The sequence below is a fragment of the Paraburkholderia sp. Ac-20347 genome (assembly GCF_017104805.1).
In the GTDB taxonomy this organism is placed as follows: domain Bacteria; phylum Pseudomonadota; class Gammaproteobacteria; order Burkholderiales; family Burkholderiaceae; genus Paraburkholderia; species Paraburkholderia tropica.
Genome location: NZ_JAAGPN010000070.1, coordinates 1 through 16,361, shown reverse-complemented (window position 1 = coordinate 16,361; position 16,361 = coordinate 1). Strand labels below are relative to the sequence as shown.

Below are 16,361 nucleotides of genomic sequence, written 5' to 3'. Positions count from 1 at the left end.
AACCATCTGTTTCGTTTATCGCGCTCGCGCGATTACAGATCTTCCTGCGCAGCCGCGATGACTTTCTCCAGCGCGCGGTTCAGCAGCTCGCGCTCTTTCTCTTCGAGGCACGCGAACAGGTCCACATTCCACTTGCGGGCGATGGGCATGACCTTGCGATACAGCGCGCGGCCTTCGGTCGTGAGCGAGACGAGCACGAGGCGGCCGTCTTCCTCGCTGGCGTCGCGTTGCATGAGGCCGCGGCGCATCAGCGCTTCCGCGGCGCGGCTGGCCTGGCTCTTGTCGAGATTCGCGTGGCGCGCGAGCTCCATCACTGAAAACGGGCCGAATGCGCCGACGGCGGCGATCAGGCGTGCTTCGGGCAGGGTAACGCCGAGCTTCGCCTGGTAGCGCTCGCTCGCGCCGCGTTCGGAGAGCTTGTTCAGGACATGGAGCCGATAGGTCAGAAATTGTTCGAGTCCGGCTTTGCTTGCCTTCATGGTCGTCCTGGTCTGGTCGCGTGAGGTATGCGCGATCGTGTCGCGCCGACCATGATTGTTGCCTCAACGAGCGCCGGGGTCAACGCGCATGAACCCTCGTAAGCGCATCTTCAATGAGCGTACGAATCTATTAATCGCTTACTGCGAACGAAAGTGCGTTCGCGGACCAAAACGTCTGACTATTCAAACTATTCAATGAGCGATTCAATGCTTCGCGCGCAACGAGCGCCGGCAGCCAATGGGATTCGTTGCGCGCGAAATGTCCTGTGCTCCGGGCGGCGATCAAGGGCGCGCGGCACCGTATTTGAGACGCGTGAGCTGTTCCGCTTCGTTCGCGAGCAGCGCGGCGGCGTCGCGAATGGCGGTTTCGAGCGTGATCGGGCCGGGCGCGGGCGAGAAGCAGCCGCTGAAGTGCTCGGCCAGACGCGGCAGCGCGGCGGAGTCGACGGCGCCCGAGAGCAGCGTCGCCGGCACGCCCGCGGCCTGCGCGGGGCGGCAGGCAATGAAAGGCGCCTTGCCGTGCAGGGTCTGCAGGTCCGAGCGCCCCTCGCCGGTGATGAGCCAGTGCGCGCCCGCGAGCGCCTGATTGAGGCCGATGGTGCGCGCGACGACTTCCGCGCCCGGCTCGAAACTCGCGCCCAGCATGCGCAGCGCGAAACCGAGGCCGCCCGCCGCGCCGGCGCCCGCTTCGTCGCGCGCGGTGCGCCCGAGCGCGGCTTCGAGCAGATCGGCGAAACGGCCGAGCGCGGCGTCGATCGGCGCGACTTCGCCGGGCGTCACGCCTTTTTGCGGACCGAACACGGCCGTCGCGCCGTGATCGCCGGTCAGCGGATTGTCGACGTCGGACATCGCCACGAAGCTGGCCTCGGCGAGACGCGCATCGAGCCCCGATATGTCGACGCGCGCGACGCGCGTGAGGGCTTCGGGCGTGGGCGCGAGCGCGTTGTCCGCCGCATCGAAGAGTTGCAGCCCGAGGCCCGCGAGCAGGCCCGCGCCGCCGTCGTTGGTGCTGCTGCCGCCGAGCGCCACATAGAAGCGCCGCACGCCCTCGTCGAGCAACGCGCGGATTGCTTCGCCCATGCCGCGCGTGCTGCGTGCAGCGACCGGCACGCCCATGCCCACGGGGTCGGTGATGCCGACGATCTCGGCGGTTTCCACGATCGCGCTGCCGTCGTGCAGCAGGCCGACCGTGGCGTCGCGGCGCGCGAGCGCGGCGCCTTCCACGTTGAGGACGCGGCGCTCGCCGCCGACGCTGAGCATGGCGTCGAGCGTGCCTTCGCCGCCGTCGGCCATCGGGCAGATGCGGATTTCGGCGTCGGCGCGCGCGCGGCGAATGCCATCGGCGATGGCGGCGGCGACCCCGTCCGCGCTCAGCGAGCCTTTGAATGAATCGGGAGCAATGACGACGACGGGTGCCTCGAACGACGGGTTGGACATGGTGCCTCGACGGAAAGAGTTGGGATGGCGGCTGCATCCGGCGGGGCGTCCGGCGCGAGCACTAGCTTAACAGCGCGGGGCGGGGCGCTGGATAAGCGCACTGCGATAGCGTGCATCGCGAAAGGCCGTGCCGCTAACGTGCTTACAGTCCGAAAGCACCGTGGAGCGCGGCGTCCCGGCGTCGCATCCGCGAGTCGATGCGGACGCGACGAAGTCGGCACCCGAGCGAAGGCCGAAGCGCGTTTCGGGCCTGAAAACCCGCCAAATTCACACGGAAAGGCGCCGTTTTCGCGTGCCGAACGGCAATTCCATTTGAGTGGGGAAATAGTTTGCTAAAATACTTGGCTCTTTTGACGGAACCGCACGGCAAGCCGTCCGTTTCGGCCTTCACCGGCCGATCTCGGCCGGGCCGGGTCTCGCGGCTTCCGGAAAGGGCGCCGCCCAGCCGGCAGCGTCCGCGAAGCGCCCGTTCCACGCCGTTGCGTGGTGCGCGGCCAGCGCGGCGGTCTGCGGCGAGAGGCGCCATGGGATGCGCCCGCCGGCCTTGGGCGCGACCGAATGGTCGCGATCGAAGCCGGCAGGCGGCGCCGACGAGGCACTAGCGAGACGCAGGCGATGCGGGCTTTCCCATCGAACTGCGGCAGCAAAGATTACTGATACGCTCGAACAATTTTAGGACGATTGAAGCCATGGCTAACGCTGTTGAAAACCTCGGCAAGCTCGAACGCCGCGTGACGATTTCCCTGCCGAAGGACGCCGTGCAGAAAGAAGTCGATTCGCGCATCCGCCAACTGGCAAAGAACGTGCGCATGCCGGGTTTCCGCCCGGGCAAGGTGCCGCTGAAGATGGTCACGCAGCAGTACTCGGGCCAGGTGGAAGCCGAAGTTCTGAGCGACAAGGTCGGCAAGGAATTCTTCGACATCAGCCGCGCTGAAAACCTGCGCGTCGCCGGCCAGCCGAGCTTCGCCCCGAAGGCGGACGCCGCTGAAGGCGACTACGCATTCGACGCGACCTTCGAGGTCTACCCGGAAGTCAAGCTCGGCGACGTCGGCACGGCCGAAATCGAGCGCACGACCACGACCATCAGCGACGCGGAAATCGACCGCACGCTCGACATCCTGCGCAAGCAGCGCGTGCACTTCCACGCACGCGGCGAAGCCGGCGAGCACGGTGACGGCGGCGCCGACACCGCAGCCAAGGAAGGCGATCGCGTGACGGTCGACTTCGTCGGCAAGATCGACGACGTCGCATTCCCGGGCGGCAGCGCGGAAGGTTTCGCGTTCGTGCTCGGCGAAGGCCGCATGCTGCCGGAATTCGAAAAGGCCGCCATCGGCCTGAAGAACGGCGAGTCGCGTGAATTCGACCTCGCGTTCCCCGAGGACTATCACGGCAAGGAAGTCGCCGGCAAGACCGCGAAGTTCACGATCACGATGCAGCAGATCGAGTGGCCGCACCTGCCGGAAATCGACGGCGAATTCGCCAAGTCGCTCGGCATCGCCGACGGCGACCTCGTGAAGATGCGCGCTGAAATCAAGGACAACCTCGAGCGTGAAGCGAAGCGTCGCACGCAGTCGATCGTCAAGAACCAGGTGATGGACGCGCTGCTGAAGATCGCCGAACTCGACGTGCCGAACGCACTGATCGAACAGGACCAGGAACGCCTCGTCGAAATGGCGCGTGCCGACCTCGCGCAACGCGGCGTGCCGAACGCCAAGGACGCACCGATCCCGGCCGAAATGTTCAAGGAACAAGCCGAGCGTCGCGTCAAGCTGGGCCTCGTGCTGGCCGAGCTGGTGAAGGCCAACGGTCTCGAAGCGAAGCCGGAACAGATCCGCGCTGAAGTCGACGAATTCGCGAAAAGCTACGAAGACCCGAAGGAAGTCGTGCGCTGGTATTATTCGAACCAGCAGCGTCTGGCCGAAATGGAAGCCTACGTCGTTGAATCGAACGTCGTGGACTTCGTGCTCGGCAAGGCCAAGGTAACGGACAAGCAAGTCAGCTTCGAAGAACTGGCAAGCGCGACGGCGCAGGCTTAAGTCTGCCCGCCACGGCGTGCCGGCTGTCGGAGCGACCGACGGCCAGCACGCCGTTTTTGTATCCGCTGAATTTAGCCATGCTGTCCGTGTGGTTGATTTATGCGGGGTCCGTCGCCATACCAGAACAACTCTCTTCCAGACAAGGATGCACCGCATGACTTTTCGCGCTCAATCGCTGGACACGCTGACCTCCCAGGCTTCGCGGGATTTCGATCCGCAGGCGCTCGGGCTCGTGCCGATCGTCGTGGAGACGAGCGGCCGCGGCGAGCGTTCGTACGACATCTACTCGCGTCTGCTGAAGGAGCGCGTGGTGTTCCTGGTCGGTGAAGTGAACGACCAGACGGCCAATCTCGTGGTCGCCCAGCTGCTGTTCCTCGAAAGCGAAAATCCGGACAAGGACATCAGCCTGTACATCAACAGCCCGGGCGGTTCGGTGTCGGCCGGCATGGCGATCTACGACACGATGCAGTTCATCAAGCCGAACGTTTCGACCCTTTGCATGGGCCTCGCGGCCAGCATGGGCGCGTTCCTGCTGGCTGCGGGCGAGAAGGGCAAGCGCTTCGCGCTGCCGAACTCGCGCGTGATGATTCACCAGCCGCTCGGCGGCGCGCGCGGCCAGGCGTCGGACATCGAAATCCAGGCGCGTGAAATCCTGTACCTGAAGGAGCGCCTGAACCAGTTGCTCGCGCACCATACGGGTCAGCCGGTCGAGCGCATCGCGCGCGACACCGACCGCGACAACTTCATGTCCGGCGACGACGCGCAAGCCTATGGTCTGGTCGATCAGGTCCTGCACAAGCGTCCCTGATCCGGAACGCGTTTCGGCGCCCCTCGCGGGCGCCGGTTCAGGCGCCTGAATGGTGCAAATCGGGCGCCGGGCGGCGTGCCACCCCCGTGAAAAAGGGGATAGGCACAGCCGCCCGGAGCCTGTGAAATAATCGGCAAACGCGCTTCGCGGCCTGCGGCCCCAACGCCGTCACAGCAAGCGGTTCACGCGTCCCCCGGCGCGCCGGGGGAAACGGCGTATCATGTAACAGAGTGTCCGGAGGCTCATCTATCCATGGCGGACAAAAAAGGTTCTAACAGCGAGAAGCTGTTGTATTGCTCGTTTTGCGGCAAAAGCCAGCACGAGGTCAAGAAACTGATCGCTGGCCCGTCGGTGTTCATCTGCGATGAATGTATCGACCTGTGCAACGAGATCATTCGCGACGAGGCCGCCGGTGCGGGCGTCGACGCGGCGCTGTCGCGCTCGGACCTGCCGAGCCCGCAGGAAATCCGCGACATCCTCGACCAGTACGTGATCGGGCAGGAGCGCGCGAAGAAGATCCTTGCGGTGGCGGTGTACAACCACTACAAGCGTCTCAAACATCTCGACAAGAAAGACGAAGTCGAACTCTCGAAGAGCAACATCCTGCTGATCGGCCCCACGGGTTCGGGCAAGACGCTGCTCGCGCAGACGCTCGCGCGCCTTCTGAACGTGCCGTTCGTGATCGCCGACGCCACCACGCTGACCGAAGCCGGTTACGTGGGCGAAGACGTCGAGAACATCATCCAGAAGCTGCTGCAGAACTGCAATTACGAGGTCGACAAGGCCCAGCGCGGCATCGTCTACATCGACGAAATCGACAAGATCAGCCGCAAGTCGGACAACCCGTCGATCACGCGGGACGTGTCGGGCGAGGGCGTGCAGCAGGCGCTGCTCAAGCTCATCGAAGGCACGATGGCGTCGGTGCCCCCGCAGGGCGGCCGCAAGCACCCGAATCAGGACTTCATCCAGGTCGACACGACCAACATCCTGTTCATCTGCGGCGGCGCGTTCGACGGTCTGGAAAAAGTCATCACGGACCGCACCGAGAAAACCGGCATCGGTTTCGGCGCGAGCGTGAAGAGCAAGCAGGAACGCGACGCGGGCGAAGTGCTGCGCGAGACGGAACCGGAAGATCTGATCAAGTTCGGCCTGATTCCCGAACTGATCGGCCGTCTGCCGGTGGTCGCCACGCTCGGCAAGCTCGATGAAGCGGCGCTCATGAAGATCCTCGTCGAGCCGAAGAACGCGCTCGTCAAGCAGTATCACAAGCTCTTCAACATGGAGCGCGTGGAACTGGAGATTCGCCCGGCTGCGCTGCAGGCCGTCGCCCGCAAGGCGATCCGCCGCAAGACCGGGGCGCGGGGCTTGCGATCCATCCTGGAACAGGCATTGCTCGACGTCATGTACGAGCTGCCGACCATGAAGGGCGTGAGCAAGGTGATCATCGACGACAACGTGATCGATGGCGACGGTAAGCCGCTGTTGATCTACGAAGACGCTCCGAAGGTTTCAGGGTCGAACTGATGGTGGTGATCGGCTAAAGAGTTCCTGGAAAAAGCCGTTCATACAATGGGATGAACGGCTTTTTCGTTTCACTTGTGGTCGATGGCGCACTTTTTTGGAGTCACTGAACTTTTCCCACACGCGAGAGGCTTGTAATCGACTTTTCAGGCCTCACTTACCGAACGAATTGATTCCACTCATGGGGAAATGAAATGTCAGGAACCCAACTCCTCCCGCCGGAACGCACCACGCTCCCGCTGCTCCCGCTGCGAGACGTCGTAGTCTTCCCGCATATGGTGATTCCCCTCTTCGTGGGCCGGCCTAAGTCGATCAAGGCCCTCGAAGCGGCAATGGAAGGCGGCAAGCACATCATGCTCGTCGCCCAGAAAACTGCCGCCAAGGATGAGCCGACCGAAAAAGACATGTACGAAGTGGGATGTATCGCGAACATCCTGCAAATGCTCAAGCTGCCCGACGGCACCGTGAAGGTGCTCGTGGAAGGCCTGCAGCGCGCGAAAACGCTCTCGATCGAAGAGCAGGAAACGCAGTTTTCGTGCGAGGTCATGCCGCTCGAGCCCGACCACGCGGACGGCGCCGAAACCGAAGCGCTGCGCCGTGCGATCGTCTCGCAGTTTGATCAGTACGTGAAGCTCAACAAGAAGATCCCGCCTGAGATCCTGACCTCGCTGTCGGGTATCGACGAGGCCGGTCGTCTTGCGGACACCATCGCCGCGCATCTGCCGCTCAAGCTCGACCAGAAGCAGCACATCCTCGAAATGTTCCCGGTCGTGGAACGTCTCGAGCATCTGCTCGCCCAGCTCGAAGCCGAAATCGACATCCTCCAGGTCGAGAAGCGCATCCGTGGCCGCGTCAAGCGCCAGATGGAAAAGAGCCAGCGCGAGTACTACCTGAACGAGCAGGTCAAGGCCATCCAGAAGGAACTGGGCGAAGGCGAAGAAGGCGCGGATCTCGAGGAACTCGAGAAGCGCATCACCGCCGCGCGCATGCCGAAGGAAGCCAAGAAGAAGGCCGACGCCGAGCTGAAGAAGCTCAAGCTGATGTCGCCGATGTCGGCGGAAGCCACCGTCGTGCGCAACTACATCGACACGCTGATCGGCCTGCCGTGGCGCAAGAAGAGCAAGGTCAACAACGACCTGACGAACGCCGAATCGGTGCTCGACGAAGACCACTACGGTCTCGAGAAAGTGAAGGAACGCATTCTCGAGTATCTCGCGGTCCAGCAGCGCGTGGACAAGGTCAAGGCGCCGATCCTGTGCCTCGTCGGGCCTCCTGGCGTCGGCAAGACCTCGCTCGGGCAGTCGATTGCGCGTGCAACGAACCGCAAGTTCGTGCGCATGGCGCTGGGCGGTGTGCGTGACGAAGCCGAAATCCGCGGCCATCGTCGTACGTACATCGGCTCGATGCCGGGCAAGATCCTGCAGAGCCTGACCAAGGTCGGCGTGCGCAATCCGCTCTTCCTGCTCGACGAAGTCGACAAGATGGGCATGGATTTCCGCGGCGATCCGTCGTCGGCGTTGCTCGAAGTGCTCGATCCGGAACAGAACCACACGTTCGCCGACCACTACATCGAAGTCGATTTCGATCTCTCCGATGTGATGTTCGTGGCAACGTCGAACTCGCTGAACATTCCGCCGCCGCTGCTCGACCGGATGGAAGTCATCCGCCTCTCGGGCTACACGGAAGACGAGAAGGTCAGCATCGCCCAGCGTTATCTCCTGCCGAAGCAGAAGAAGAACAACGGGCTGAAGCCGGGCGAGATCGACGTGACCGAAGGTGCGATCCGCGACATCATTCGCTACTACACGCGTGAAGCGGGCGTGCGTTCGCTCGAGCGCGAAGTGTCGAAGATCTGCCGCAAGGTCGTGAAGATGCTGCTGCTGAAGAAGGCCGACAAGGCCGTCACGGTGGACAGCGCGAATCTGGACACCTTCCTTGGCGTGCGCAAGTACGACTTCGGTCTGGCCGCGAAGGAAAACCAGATCGGTCAGGTTACGGGCCTCGCATGGACGGAAGTGGGCGGCGACCTGCTGACGATCGAAGCGGCGGTCATGCCCGGCAAGGGCAACGTGATCCGCACGGGTTCGCTCGGCGACGTCATGAAGGAATCGGTCGAAGCGGCACGCTCGGTGGTGCGCTCGCGTTCGCGTCGTCTTGGCATCAAGGACGAAGCGTTCGAGAAGCAGGACATCCACATCCACGTGCCGGAAGGCGCGACGCCGAAGGACGGTCCGTCCGCCGGTATCGCGATGACGACCGCGCTGGTGTCCGTGCTCACGGGCATTCCGGTGCGCGCCGACGTTGCGATGACGGGCGAGATCACGCTGCGCGGCGAAGTGCTGCCGATCGGCGGCCTGAAGGAGAAGCTGCTTGCGGCGCATCGCGGCGGCATCAAGCTCGTGCTGATTCCGGAAGAGAACGTCAAGGATCTCTCGGAGATCCCGGACAACGTGAAGAACGCCATCGAAATCGTGCCGGTCCGCTGGATCGACAAGGTGCTCGAGCTGGCGCTCGAACGTGTGCCGCAGGCTCTGCCGGAAGAAGAGGCCAAGACCGAAGAGGCCAAGACGCCCGTGGCCGAGTCGAAAGACGCGGCCAGCGAAGTGGTGAAGCACTAAGCTCAAACGCCTGGCGTCTTTTAGCTAGCGTCATTTCGTAGCACCCTCGAAGAACCCGCGGCCTGGTCCGCGGGTTTTTTATTGCGCGCGCCGAGAAGATCGTTGGCCTTGCAACCGCGTGTGAGCGTGTCGTGCGAGCTTGGCGTCGGCGAGCCCGAAAGTTGTTTGGAAGCTGCTTTCACATGGCCGCGCGAGATCGAATGCGCGCGCGAGAAATCGGGCGGAACCCAGCTTGACACGGGTCTTTCGGCCTCGTTAAATGAGCGGGCTTCGGCGCAGACCGAAGTCGTTTTGCCAATAAGTTGATGTTCTTCCCGGCGACGCGCCGGCGTGTCTCATGGCGCGCGCCATCACGATTGCCCAACACATTCTCGGGGGCTGGAATGAATAAGACGGAATTGATCGACCATATCGCGCAACAAGCCGACATCTCGAAAGCGGCGGCAGGACGCGCACTCGACGCCGTGATCGGCGGCGTCAAGGGAACGCTGAAGAAGGGCGGGTCGGTCACGCTGGTCGGCTTTGGCACGTTCGCGGTCAGCAAGCGCACGGCGCGCACGGGTCGCAATCCGCGCACCGGCGACGCTATCAAGATCAAGGCAGCCAAAGTCCCGAAATTCAGGCCTGGCAAAGCGCTCAAAGATGCGCTAAACTAGCGGGCTCGCTGCTTGATGAAGCAGCGCAGCAGAAGTCGCAGTGCCGCAGCAGTTTTCAGCAGGTTTTCGGCGGTCATCAGCATGAAGCTGGGTGCTTAGCTCAGTTGGTAGAGCGGCGCCCTTACAAGGCGTAGGTCGGGAGTTCGAGCCTCTCAGCACCCACCACAGCTTCAGGTGAACCTCGGTCGAACCGCGCAGTCGTGTATCAGCCTGAATGCAGGCTAACCCGGCTGAATGCATGAAAACATCGCTCGCGACACAGCGCACGCAGCAAACCGCATGGAGCGGTAGTTCAGTTGGTTAGAATACCGGCCTGTCACGCCGGGGGTCGCGGGTTCGAGTCCCGTCCGCTCCGCCAGACATCTCAGCAAGAAGGCGAACTCCGGTTCGCCTTTTTTGTTGGCCGCTGTTGTAATATCGGGCGTTCTGTTTTTTGGCGCTCTCCAACGCTTGGTCACGCATGCTCGACTTTTTCCGCAATCACAAACGGCTGATGATGTTCATGCTGCTCCTGGTGATCCTGCCAGGGCTCGGCTTCGTCGGTATTCAAGGTTTCCGCGGCTTTTTTGACGAAAGCGCGAATGTCGCGAGCGTCAACGGTCACAAGATCACGCGCGTCGAATTCGACAACGCGTCGCGTCAGCAACTCGACCAGGCGCGCCAGGTCATGGGTGCGCAATTCGACGCGAGCGCATTCGATACGCCGCAGCATCGCAAAGACATTCTCGACGGCCTGATCCAGCAACGCGTGCTGCAGGACGAAGTCCAGCGTCTGCATCTCACCGCTTCCGACGACGCCGTGCGCCGCACGCTGCTCGCCGACCCGATCATCTCGTCGCTGAAGAACCCCGACGGCTCGATCGATCTCGACAAGTACAAGCAGCTGCTCGCGATGCAGGGCATGACGCCCGAGCAGTACGACGAGCGCGTGCGTTACAGCATGGCGCTGCAGCAGATTCCCGCTTCGCTGATCAACAGCGCGTTCACGCCGAAGTCGCTCGCGCAACAGCTCACCGAACTCTCGGAGCAGCAGCGCGACGTGCAAGGTCTCGCGTTCCGCGCCGGCGATTTCGCTGCGAAGGTCCAGCCGACCGACGCGCAGCTGCAGGCGTATTACGACGCGCACAAGAACGACTTCGCCACGCCGGCTACGGCGCAGATCCAGTATCTGGTGCTGTCGGCGGCCACGGTCGCGGCTTCGGTCAGCCCGAGCGACGCCGACCTCAAGAAGTACTACGACGACAACATCGCCCGCTACAAGAGCCAGGAAGAAGTGCGCGCGAGCCACATCCTGATCACGGTGGCGAAGGACGCGAGCGCTGCTGACCGCGCCGCTGCCAAGCAGAAGGCCGATCAGATCCTCGCCGAAGTGAAGGCGCATCCGGATCAGTTCGCGCAGCTCGCGCAGAAGGATTCGCAGGATCCGGGTTCGGCAGCGAAGGGCGGCGACCTCGGCTACTTCGGCCCGGGCATGATCGCGGGCGGCCAGTCGTTCGACGACGCCGTCTTCAAGCTCAAGAAAGACGAAATCAGCGACGTGATCCAGTCGGACTTCGGCTATCACATCGTCAAGGTTACGGACATCAAGCCGTCGGTCACCAAGCCGTTCGACGACGTGAAGACGCAGATCGCCACCGAAGTGAAGGCGCAACAGGCCGCCAAGCTGCTGGCCGATGCGAGCGACGGCTTTACGTCGATGGTGTACGAGAAGTCGAAGAGCCTGCAGCCGGCCGCCGACAAGTACAAGCTGACGATCCAGACTGCCACGGTCACGCCGCAGCCGAACGCCACGCTGCCGCCGGACAGCCCGCTGAACAACAAGAAGTTCCTCGACGCGGTGTTCGCGACCGACTCGGTCAGCCAGCACAACAACACGCAGGCGGTCGACGTGGGCAACAACACGTTGATCTCGGCGCGCGTGACCGACTTCAAGGCGGCTGCCGTGCCGGCCTTCGCCGCGGTCAAGGACGCCGTGCGCCAGAAGGTGGTTGCGCAGATGGCCGCCGACATGGCGCGCAAGGAAGGCGAGGCGAAGCTCGCGGACCTGCAGAAGTCGAAGTCGACCGATGGTTTCTCGTCAGCGCTCAAGGTGTCGCGCAACGACGCGCAAGGGCTGCCGCCCGCCGCGCTGTCGGCGGTGTTCAAGGCCGACGCGCAGAAGCTGCCCGCCTACGTGGGCGTCGATCTCGGCGACCAGGGCTACGCGATCTATCGCGTGAACAGCGTGACGAATGGCGCAGCCGCCGACGGCAACCGTCTTGCCGCAGCGCAGCAGCAACTCGCGCAAGTGGCCGGCCAGTCGCAGACGCAGGCTTACCTTGACGCGCTGCGCGATCGTTCGAAGGTCAAGCTCTACGGTACGCTCGGTTCGTCGAGCCAGCAGAGCGACAGCGACGGCGACGGCCAGTAAGCTCGCCTTCAGCACAGACCCACAAAAAAAGCCCCGCGAAGTTCGCGGGGCTTTTTCTTTGCTGCTTGCGCGGCGCGAAGCGTGGAGCGTCGCGACGCGCGCGCTGCCCGTTAGAGGCAGGCGCTGATGTCGCCCGTGGCGTCGCCGCCCGCGCCGCCGCCGGCACGGAAGCCCACCCAGGTCTTGGCGTTGGCGTTCCACGCCGGACGCACCGTCGCCGCGGCGCCGTTAGGCGGCTGCTGGCCCGGCACGTAGACGTCGATCGCCTGGTCGTTCGCGAGCACGCTCTGCGAGACGACCTGCTGCTGCGATTTGTCGGCCCACTTTTGCGCGATGCACTGCGCGACGGCCTGAGGCGGTTGCTGGCTGGTGCCAACCGATTGCGAGCCGCTCGGCACCGGCTGATTGGCGCAGGCAGCAAGCGCTGCCGTGACGACAATAAGAGGTAAATATTTCACGTTTTATCCCTCCAGTCAGGGTCATTCGGAAGTTAAACGAGCGTTGCTCGTCTGGCGCAAAGATGTGACCCGGTACGCGACGCGCATGCCGCAAGGACGCGGCTGCAGCGCACGTCAGCGCTGCGCGCCGCCGCCGAGTAGCGGCTTGAGCGTCGGCCACACGTTGTCGAGGAGCAAAGGCTGTGCCTGCTGCGTCGGATGCAACTGGTCGGACTGGAACAGCTCGGGTTTGTCGGCGAGTCCGGCGAGCAGAAACGGCACCAGCGGCACATTCAGCTCCTTCGAAAGCTGTCCATAGAGACCATGGAATTTCTGAGTGTAGTCGGGGCCGTAATTCGGCGGCACGAACATGCCCACGAGCACGGGCTTCGCGTTGGCCTTGCGCACCGCGGCGATGATGGCGCGCAGATTGCTTTCCGTGGTGGCGAGCGGCACGCCGCGCAGCGCGTCGTTCGCGCCGAGCTCGATCACCACGATGGCCGGTTTCATGCGCTGCAGCACGAGCGGCAGACGGGCGAGCCCGCCGCTGGTCGTGTCGCCGCTGATGCTGGCATTCGCGACGCTATAATCGATTCGCTCAGTCGCGATGCGTTGACGCATCAGCGCGACCCAGCCGGTGTCGCGCGGCAGCCCGTATTCGGCGGACAGGCTGTCGCCGAGCACGGCGATCACGGGTTTGGCGGCGGCGGGTTGCGTCGCGGATGGAGCGGGCGCGTTGGCCGCATGGGCGTCGCGCACGCCGCCAGGCAGCGCGATCGTGCCGAGCGCAACGGCGAGCGACACAGCAAGCGTCACGGCGCGGACGCCGGGCGTGGGAAGCAGGGTGCGGGCGGCGCGCGGCGTGCCGCGCCTTGTTTTGACAGCTAATCTTGGCTTCATCATGTGCGAATGAATAGCGATCCAGTCATCGAAGTACGGGGCCTGTGCAAACGCGTCACCGACGCAACCGGCGAACTCACGATCCTCGACGGCATCGACCTCACGGTGCATGCGGGCGGCAGCGTGGCGATCGTCGGTGCCTCGGGTTCGGGCAAGTCCACCTTGCTCGGCTTGCTGGCCGGGTTGGACAGCGCGAGCGCGGGCTCGGTTCGTCTGCTAGGACATGAGCTTACCGGCATGGCGGAAGATCAGCGCGCGGCGCTGCGCAACGGCTCGGTCGGTTTCGTATTTCAGTCGTTTCAATTGATGCCGCACCTGACCGCGCTCGAAAACGTCGCGCTACCGCTCGAACTGCAGGGCGGCCTGAGCACGCGGGAGGCCTTCGACCGCGCGCGAACCTTGCTCGAACGCGTGGGCCTCGGTCAGCGCACCTCGCATTATCCGAAGCTGCTGTCGGGCGGCGAGCAACAGCGCGTAGCGCTGGCGCGTGCGTTCGTCACGCATCCGGCCGTGCTGTTCGCCGACGAACCCACCGGCAGCCTCGACGCCGCCACGGGCCACGCCGTCATCGACCTGATGTTCGAGCTGAACCGCGCGAACGGCGCGACGCTCGTGCTCGTCACGCACGACATCGAGCTGGCGAAGCGCTGCGACGCAATCGTCACGATCGAAGCCGGGCATCGCGTGATCGACGGCGCGCAGCCCGCGCACGAAACGAGCCGCGTCGAAGCCGGGCGCTGAAACGAAAAGGCGTGCCGGTTTGCACCGCGCACGCCTTTTTTCATGGCATCAACTCAACGTATGCAGCAAGCGCTAACGCCTGTTAGCGCTTCAGTGCGGCGCGCGCTTTCGCGATCAGCGCCGACGTCGACGAATCGTGCGCCTTCACGTCGCCGGCCGCAGCGGTGAGGTCGGCCTCGACCACCTTGCCGAGAATCTTGCCGAGTTCCACGCCCCACTGGTCGAACGGATTGATGTTCCACACCGATGCCTGCACCAGCACCTTGTGTTCGTAGAGCGCGATCAGCGCGCCGAGCGAACGCGCCGTGAGCGCGTCGACGAGCAGCGTCGTGGTCGGACGATTGCCGGGGAACATGATGTGCGGCACGAGTTCGGGCTTGTCCGGACCGGCGATCTTGCGCGCTTCTTCCTCGCTGCGGCCGAGCATCAGCGCCTCGCTCTGCGCGAAGCAGTTCGCGAGCAGTTTCGGATGATGATCGGCGAACGGATGCTCGGGAGTCAGCACGGCGATGAAGTCGATCGGTACGATCGTCGTGCCCTGATGCAGCATCTGGAAGAACGCGTGCTGGCCGTTCGTGCCCGGCTCGCCCCACGTGATGGCCGAGGTCGCGTAATCGACGAACTTGCCGTCCAGACGCGCCTGCTTGCCGTTGCTCTCCATTTCGAGCTGCTGCAGATACGAGGGCAGGTAGTGCAATGCTTCGGAGTACGGAGCGACGAGATAGCTCTGCGAACCGAAGAAGTTGCGATACCAGACGCCGATCATGCCGAGCAGCACGGGCAGGTTCTTGTCGAGCGGCGCGGTGCGGAAGTGCTCGTCCATATCGTGCGCGCCGGCGAGCAGTTCGTCGAACTGCTGCGGTCCGATCGCGATCATGATCGAGAGACCGACCGCCGACCACAGCGAGTAGCGGCCGCCAACCCAGTCCCACATTTCGAAGACGTTTTCTTCGGCGATGCCGAACTTCACGACTTCGGCCGGATTCGCGGACACGCCGACGAAATGCTTCGCGAGCGCGCTTTCCGGGCAGCCGTGCTTGACGAACCAGTCGCGCATCGAGCGCGCGTTCGTCATGGTTTCGAGCGTCGTGAAGGTTTTCGAGACGATGATCGCAAGCGTCTCTTCGGGATTGATGTGTTCGATTGCGCGCCACAGATCGGCGCCGTCGACGTTCGACACGAAGTGCGAGCTGATCTCGGGCGACTCGAGATGCTGGAGCGCGTGCACGACCATCTTTGGCCCGAGATCCGAGCCGCCGATGCCGATATTCACGATATGGCGGATGCGCTTGCCGGTATAGCCGGTCCAGGCGCCGCTGCGCACGGCGTCGGCGAACTTCGCCATCTTCGCTTTCTCGGCGAGGATCTGCGCATGGAACGGCGCGTTCGGCTCGGTGGCGCGCAGCGCGGTGTGCAGGGCGGCGCGGCCTTCGGTCGGGTTGACGATCTCGCCCGCGAACATCGCGTCGCGGAGCTGCTCGACGCCGGCTTCGTGCGCGAGCTGCACGAGCAGCTTCAGCGTGGCGTCGGTGATGCGGTTCTTCGAGAAGTCGGCGGCGAGACCGCCGCCCGAATACGTGAAGCGTTCGGCGCGGGTCGGCGCGGGATCGTTGGCGGGCGCGAACCAGTCACGCAGTTTGTCGTTGCGGATCTGTTCGTAGTGCGTCTGTAGCGCGGACCAGGCGGGGAGCGGATTCGTCATGTTCGTCGAGCGAGGAAAAACGAATGGAGGGCGGCGGGCGGCATCGACCGGTCGGGCCGACGCGCGCATCACGCACTGCGGGGAGGCGCGCGGCTTCTGTGGAAGCGGCACGCGCGGAGGATCAGTATAGCGGGCTGCGCAAAGCTGCGTGGCGCTACGGCGATCGACGGGTGAGGTTAGCAAACGGCGTGCCGCTTGGGACGGCTACGCGCGCCGTGAACGCGTGCGCGAAGCTTGCAGCCATCTTTCGACGCGCGGGTGGATGAGTGGTTGGCGATTTTCGTCGAGTGCGTGGCGGAGAAGTCGGCGGATAGAACCCATCGCCGTTCAAGCCGTTGCTTGATTGCGCGAATAGAAGCGGCGGTTCAGCAGCTTGCGCACCATCGGCGCGAGTTCGCCCGCCGTGAGTCCGGCGGGACCGTCGCCTTGCTCGACCAGCGTGTCGGCGGCGAGACCGTGCAGATAGACGCCGGCGAGCGCCGCTTCGAACGGTGGCAGACGCTGCGCGAGCAGCGCGCCGATCAGGCCGCCGAGCACGTCGCCGGTGCCGCCGCTCGCGAGGCCCGCGTTGCCGGTCGGGTTGACGGCCACGCGGCCGTCTGGTGCCGCGATCACC

Annotated in this window: 13 protein-coding genes and 2 tRNA genes; 9 read left to right on the top strand and 6 right to left on the bottom strand. The window is 64.1% G+C overall.

Annotated elements, in window-relative coordinates; translation table 11 throughout:
- Positions 1-32 precede the first annotated feature (32 nt).
- Both G3N97_RS15825 and G3N97_RS15820 read right to left on the bottom strand, forming a co-directional pair.
- Positions 33-479, bottom strand: coding sequence for a MarR family transcriptional regulator (locus tag G3N97_RS15825; protein ID WP_205994091.1), 447 nt, complete (start codon positions 477-479; stop codon positions 33-35).
- 282 nt (positions 480-761) lie between these two features.
- Complete coding sequence (locus G3N97_RS15820; RefSeq protein ID WP_205994090.1) at positions 762-1,916, bottom strand: glycerate kinase; 1,155 nt, start codon at positions 1,914-1,916, stop codon at positions 762-764.
- Positions 1,917-2,605: 689 nt separating this feature from the next.
- On the opposite strand from G3N97_RS15820, the gene tig reads away from it, so the two are divergent.
- From tig to G3N97_RS15780, 8 genes are all read left to right on the top strand, one after another.
- Positions 2,606-3,952, top strand: a complete 1,347-nt coding sequence (tig, locus tag G3N97_RS15815; RefSeq protein WP_065065553.1) for a trigger factor — start codon at positions 2,606-2,608, stop codon at positions 3,950-3,952.
- A gap of 154 nt (positions 3,953-4,106) precedes the next feature.
- On the top strand, positions 4,107-4,760 hold the full coding sequence (gene clpP, locus G3N97_RS15810; RefSeq protein WP_065065552.1) for an ATP-dependent Clp endopeptidase proteolytic subunit ClpP: 654 nt from the start codon (positions 4,107-4,109) through the stop codon (positions 4,758-4,760).
- 252 nt (positions 4,761-5,012) lie between these two features.
- Positions 5,013-6,284, top strand: coding sequence for an ATP-dependent Clp protease ATP-binding subunit ClpX (gene clpX, locus G3N97_RS15805; protein WP_065065551.1), 1,272 nt, complete (start codon positions 5,013-5,015; stop codon positions 6,282-6,284).
- A gap of 191 nt (positions 6,285-6,475) precedes the next feature.
- Complete coding sequence (lon, locus tag G3N97_RS15800; RefSeq protein ID WP_065065550.1) at positions 6,476-8,899, top strand: endopeptidase La; 2,424 nt, start codon at positions 6,476-6,478, stop codon at positions 8,897-8,899.
- 305 nt (positions 8,900-9,204) lie between these two features.
- Positions 9,205-9,555, top strand: a complete 351-nt coding sequence (locus tag G3N97_RS15795; RefSeq protein WP_277397740.1) for an HU family DNA-binding protein — start codon at positions 9,205-9,207, stop codon at positions 9,553-9,555.
- An 89-nt stretch (positions 9,556-9,644) separates the two neighbouring features.
- Positions 9,645-9,720 (top strand) — tRNA-Val (locus G3N97_RS15790).
- 116 nt (positions 9,721-9,836) lie between these two features.
- Positions 9,837-9,913: transfer RNA gene (locus G3N97_RS15785), tRNA-Asp, on the top strand.
- Between the two features lie 102 nt (positions 9,914-10,015).
- Positions 10,016-11,965, top strand: coding sequence for a SurA N-terminal domain-containing protein (locus G3N97_RS15780; protein WP_205994089.1), 1,950 nt, complete (start codon positions 10,016-10,018; stop codon positions 11,963-11,965).
- A 110-nt stretch (positions 11,966-12,075) separates the two neighbouring features.
- Here G3N97_RS15780 and G3N97_RS15775 read toward each other — a convergent pair whose 3' ends face one another.
- Positions 12,076-12,423, bottom strand: a complete 348-nt coding sequence (locus tag G3N97_RS15775; protein WP_205994088.1) for a hypothetical protein — start codon at positions 12,421-12,423, stop codon at positions 12,076-12,078.
- 114 nt (positions 12,424-12,537) lie between these two features.
- Complete coding sequence (locus G3N97_RS15770) at positions 12,538-13,305, bottom strand: arylesterase (RefSeq protein ID WP_205994087.1); 768 nt, start codon at positions 13,303-13,305, stop codon at positions 12,538-12,540.
- On the opposite strand from G3N97_RS15770, the gene G3N97_RS15765 reads away from it, so the two are divergent.
- Positions 13,306-14,043 carry an ABC transporter ATP-binding protein gene (locus tag G3N97_RS15765; protein WP_205994086.1) on the top strand — a complete coding sequence of 246 codons (738 nt, stop codon included), beginning with the start codon at positions 13,306-13,308 and terminating at the stop codon, positions 14,041-14,043.
- 82 nt (positions 14,044-14,125) lie between these two features.
- Here the strand turns inward: G3N97_RS15765 and pgi are convergent, their stop codons facing one another.
- Together pgi and G3N97_RS15755 are read right to left on the bottom strand one after the other, a co-directional pair.
- On the bottom strand, positions 14,126-15,745 hold the full coding sequence (pgi, locus tag G3N97_RS15760) for a glucose-6-phosphate isomerase (RefSeq protein WP_205994085.1): 1,620 nt from the start codon (positions 15,743-15,745) through the stop codon (positions 14,126-14,128).
- 327 nt (positions 15,746-16,072) lie between these two features.
- On the bottom strand, positions 16,073-16,361 hold a 289-nt coding region (locus G3N97_RS15755), incomplete at its 5' end, for an NAD(P)H-hydrate dehydratase (protein WP_277397739.1).

Coding starts and splice junctions, on each gene's coding strand:
- lon (WP_065065550.1), top strand. CDS start 6,476: ATGTCAGGAACCCAACTCCTCCCGCCGGAACGCACCACGCTCCCGCTG.
- tig (WP_065065553.1), top strand. CDS start 2,606: ATGGCTAACGCTGTTGAAAACCTCGGCAAGCTCGAACGCCGCGTGACG.
- G3N97_RS15820 (WP_205994090.1), bottom strand. CDS start 1,916: ATGTCCAACCCGTCGTTCGAGGCACCCGTCGTCGTCATTGCTCCCGAT.
- clpX (WP_065065551.1), top strand. CDS start 5,013: ATGGCGGACAAAAAAGGTTCTAACAGCGAGAAGCTGTTGTATTGCTCG.
- G3N97_RS15770 (WP_205994087.1), bottom strand. CDS start 13,305: ATGATGAAGCCAAGATTAGCTGTCAAAACAAGGCGCGGCACGCCGCGC.
- pgi (WP_205994085.1), bottom strand. CDS start 15,745: ATGACGAATCCGCTCCCCGCCTGGTCCGCGCTACAGACGCACTACGAA.
- G3N97_RS15780 (WP_205994089.1), top strand. CDS start 10,016: ATGCTCGACTTTTTCCGCAATCACAAACGGCTGATGATGTTCATGCTG.
- G3N97_RS15825 (WP_205994091.1), bottom strand. CDS start 479: ATGAAGGCAAGCAAAGCCGGACTCGAACAATTTCTGACCTATCGGCTC.
- clpP (WP_065065552.1), top strand. CDS start 4,107: ATGACTTTTCGCGCTCAATCGCTGGACACGCTGACCTCCCAGGCTTCG.
- G3N97_RS15795 (WP_277397740.1), top strand. CDS start 9,205: ATGTTCTTCCCGGCGACGCGCCGGCGTGTCTCATGGCGCGCGCCATCA.